Source organism: Alcanivorax sp. HI0044 (assembly GCF_001634945.1).
Map to the genome: position 1 here is coordinate 1 of NZ_LWEZ01001307.1, position 3335 is coordinate 3335.

At 59.0% G+C, this 3335-nt stretch carries 3 protein-coding genes; 2 read left to right on the top strand and 1 reads right to left on the bottom strand.

Features of this window, described 5'->3' with window-relative positions; genetic code table 11:
• Window positions 1–444: 444 nt before the first annotated feature.
• Complete coding sequence (locus A3730_RS19085; RefSeq protein ID WP_063520968.1) at window positions 445–1215, bottom strand: 3-hydroxyacyl-CoA dehydrogenase; 771 nt, start codon at window positions 1213–1215, stop codon at window positions 445–447.
• A gap of 173 nt (window positions 1216–1388) precedes the next feature.
• On the opposite strand from A3730_RS19085, the gene egtB reads away from it, so the two are divergent.
• Window positions 1389–2669 carry an ergothioneine biosynthesis protein EgtB gene (gene egtB, locus A3730_RS19090; protein WP_063520969.1) on the top strand — a complete coding sequence of 427 codons (1281 nt, stop codon included), beginning with the start codon at window positions 1389–1391 and terminating at the stop codon, window positions 2667–2669.
• Window positions 2670–2704: 35 nt separating this feature from the next.
• Window positions 2705–3335, top strand: a 631-nt coding sequence (locus tag A3730_RS19095) for an L-histidine N(alpha)-methyltransferase (protein ID WP_197477531.1), incomplete at its 3' end; no start/stop codon positions are given.

The following is a 3335-nucleotide window of genomic DNA, read 5'->3' on the forward strand; positions in this document are numbered from 1 at the left end:
TTGCGCTAGGTTACACATGCTTGTCGGGGCGCACCTGAACGCTGGCTTGCTAGGTATCGTCGGTCTGAGGTGCAACTCAGCCGATGGATTCTTTATCGGCGTATGAATAGGTGCGGGGTGGGGCCAAATCTCCTACCGTCTGTACCCTTGGGTCAGATGCTCCTTTGGTCCCTCCACCCCGGCAAGTCCTGCATGGTTGCAGGAAGAGCATTCAAACATACAAGTTCCCTTCCAGGGGACGAACCGGCCCGTAAACATGGAAAGATCGAAATCACGGGTTACTCAACCGTCGATTGCAGCAGACGGTTATCTCTGTCGCCTCGCTGCGCTCGGTTCGTCCCCTGGAAGGGAACTCCTACAGCGGCTTCGTAGACAGCAAAAAGCCCCGGAAAACCGGGGCTTTTTCGTGTTGCATGTAGCGTGACGCGTGCTGCGTCTCCTGTGCTACCGAGGCTGCATACGGATACCACCATCGATACGGATGGTTTCGCCGTTGAGGAATTTGTTCTCGATCATGTGGCACACCAGCTGACCGTATTCCTGCGGATGCCCCAGCCGTTTCGGGAACTGGGTCATTTCGATCAGCGGCTGCTTCACCTTGTCCGGTGCCGCATTCATCAGCGGGGTGTTGAAAATCCCCGGGGCGATGGTATTGCAACGGATACCCAGTGGCGCCAGATCACGGGCGATGGGCAGCGTCATGCCGACCACGCCGCCTTTGGTTGCCGCGTACGCAACCTGACCAACCTGGCCATCAAAGGCTGCTACCGAGGCGGTATTCACAATCAGGCCGCGCTCGTTATCTTCACCCGGCTCATTCTCGGCCATGGCTGCCGCCGCCAGGCGCGCCACATTGAAAGTACCGATCAGGTTGATCTGCACCACCATGTTGAATACGCCCAGATCGTGCGGCTTGTTCTCGCGGCCCACGGTTTTCATGGCAGAACCCACACCGGCACAGTTAACACACACATGAATGGCACCAAACTTGGCCACGGTGGCCTCCACCGCGGCTTTCACCGAGGCTTCGTCTGTCACGTCAGTCTGGGTGAAGGCTGCATTATCACCCAGCTGGGCCGCCACTTCCGGGCCTTTCTTGTCGTCACGATCAAAAATCATGACCTTGCCGCCCTTGGCAATAATCGCTTCTGCAGTCGCCTGGCCCAGGCCTGAGGCACCACCCGTAATCACGGCCACTTTATCGGTAATATTCATATGCTCTCCTTCTTGTGAAAGGTAGAAAGGTAAAGAGGGTCCATAAAAGGTTGTCGCAGAGTATACCCAGCTCGGCGCAGAGGCTCATTGTTGCTTTCGCTCAAACCGGGACTGCTTTAAGGTGAGATTGCGTCATTGCAGTCATTATCAAACAAACCGCTTTGACCCACGGCATGGGAGGGAAAGCCTTGCCCGACACCGTCAGACAGGACGATACCACCTGGCTCGCCGATGCATACCGACGAACCCGGCGATTCAGCGAGCAGCTGTGTGAACCTCTGCTCGCCGAAGACATGGGCCTGCAAGCCTGCCCGGAAACCAGCCCGCCGCGCTGGCACCTGGCTCACACCACCTGGTTCTTCGAAACCTTTCTGCTCAAGCCTCACCTGCCCGGTTATCAGCCCGCCAATCCCGCATTCGAATACCTGTTCAACAGCTACTACAACGGCATCGGCGAGCAATATCCGCGCCCTCAACGCCATCTTCTATCGCGCCCCACTAACGATGAAGTGATGGCCTGGCGCCACCAGGTGGATGCCGCCATGAACGCTTTGCTGGCGCGGGCCGATAACCTCACGCCGCTGGTACAGCTGGGCATCAATCACGAACAGCAACATCAGGAACTGTTGCTCACCGACCTGAAATACAGCCTCTCCTTCAACCCCCTGTCACCGGCCATCACCCAGCCCGTGAACATTCCAGGCGACACCCCACCGCTGACTTTTCAGGGCTTCGAGGGCGGACTGGTGGAGATTGGCGCTTGCGGCGGCTTCGCGTTCGATAATGAAACACCTCGCCACAAGGCCTGGCTGGAACCGTTCCAGCTGGCCAACCGTCCCGTGACTCAGGGGGAGTTTCGCGCCTTTATTCTGGATGGCGGTTACCGCAAACCGGACCTGTGGCTTTCCGATGGCTGGAGCTGGGTGCAACAGCAACAAATCGAACGCCCGCTGTACTGGAACGCGGCACTGACCGAACACTTCACCCTGGCCGGACAGCAACCGCTCCACGACAACCAGATCCTGGCCCATGTGAATTACTACGAAGCTGACGCCTACGCACGCTGGGCGGGCAAACGCCTGCCCACAGAACAGGAATGGGAACACGCGGCCTACAGCCAGCCGATCACCGGCACCTTCGCGGATTCCCCGTCCGATAATCGCTCGTTTCAACCCGGTGCTGCCCGCGACGCCCGCCTTGCCCATCTGTTCGGTGATGTCTGGGAATGGACCGCCAGCGCCTACCTGCCTTACCCGGGCTTCCAGACGGCCCATGGCGCAGTGGGCGAATACAACGGCAAGTTCATGTGCAACCAGATGGTACTGCGCGGCGGCTCCTGCGCCAGCAGCGCCAACCATCTGCGCGCCAGTTACCGCAATTTTTTCTATCCCCAGTTGCGCTGGCAATTCAGCGGCATCCGGCTCGCCTGCGACAAGAAGCCCAATGATGGCTGACAGGCGCACCACTCCGACTTCTTGCAGAGGCTAAGATGAAGCATCAACAGACTCCGTTGAACCACCAGCAGCTTTGCCCGAACCTGACGTTTTACGATCTGTACCCACCAGCCACCGATATGCTTGCGGAGGTCAGCCAGTCCCTTTCAGCTCCCGGCCCGTCCCTGCACCCCAAGTATTTTTACGATGAAGCCGGCTCCGCCCTGTTTGACCGCATCACCCGCACCCCGGAGTACTACCCCACCCGTACCGAAACCTCACTGCTGACCGGCTATGCTGAAGAAATCCAGGCACGGCTCAACCAACCGCAAACCATTGCCGAACCCGGTGCCGGTAGCTGTGAAAAAGTGCGCCTGCTGCTGGATGCCTGGCAGCCCCGTCACTACATGCCACTGGAAATTTCCCGTGAGTGCCTGCTTGGCGCCTCTCGCCAACTGGCCCAGGATTTTCCCGACGTGCACATCAGCGCCGTGTGCGCCGATTACTGCCAGGCGATGGCCATGCCACAAGCCTTGGCACAACCGGGGCGGGTGGTGTTTTTTCCCGGCTCCACCATTGGCAATTTTGAACCGGCCGCCCGCAGCGAATTTCTCAAGGGGCTACGCAAACTGGCCGGCCCCGGCGGCGCCCTGCTGATCGGCGCGGATTTACAAAAGGCCGATACAC

Bases quoted from the DNA above. Each gene is read 5' to 3' on its own strand.
- A3730_RS19085 (WP_063520968.1), bottom strand. From the start codon at position 1,215: ATGAATATTACCGATAAAGTGGCCGTGATTACGGGTGGTGCCTCAGGC.
- egtB (WP_063520969.1), top strand. From the start codon at position 1,389: ATGGGAGGGAAAGCCTTGCCCGACACCGTCAGACAGGACGATACCACC.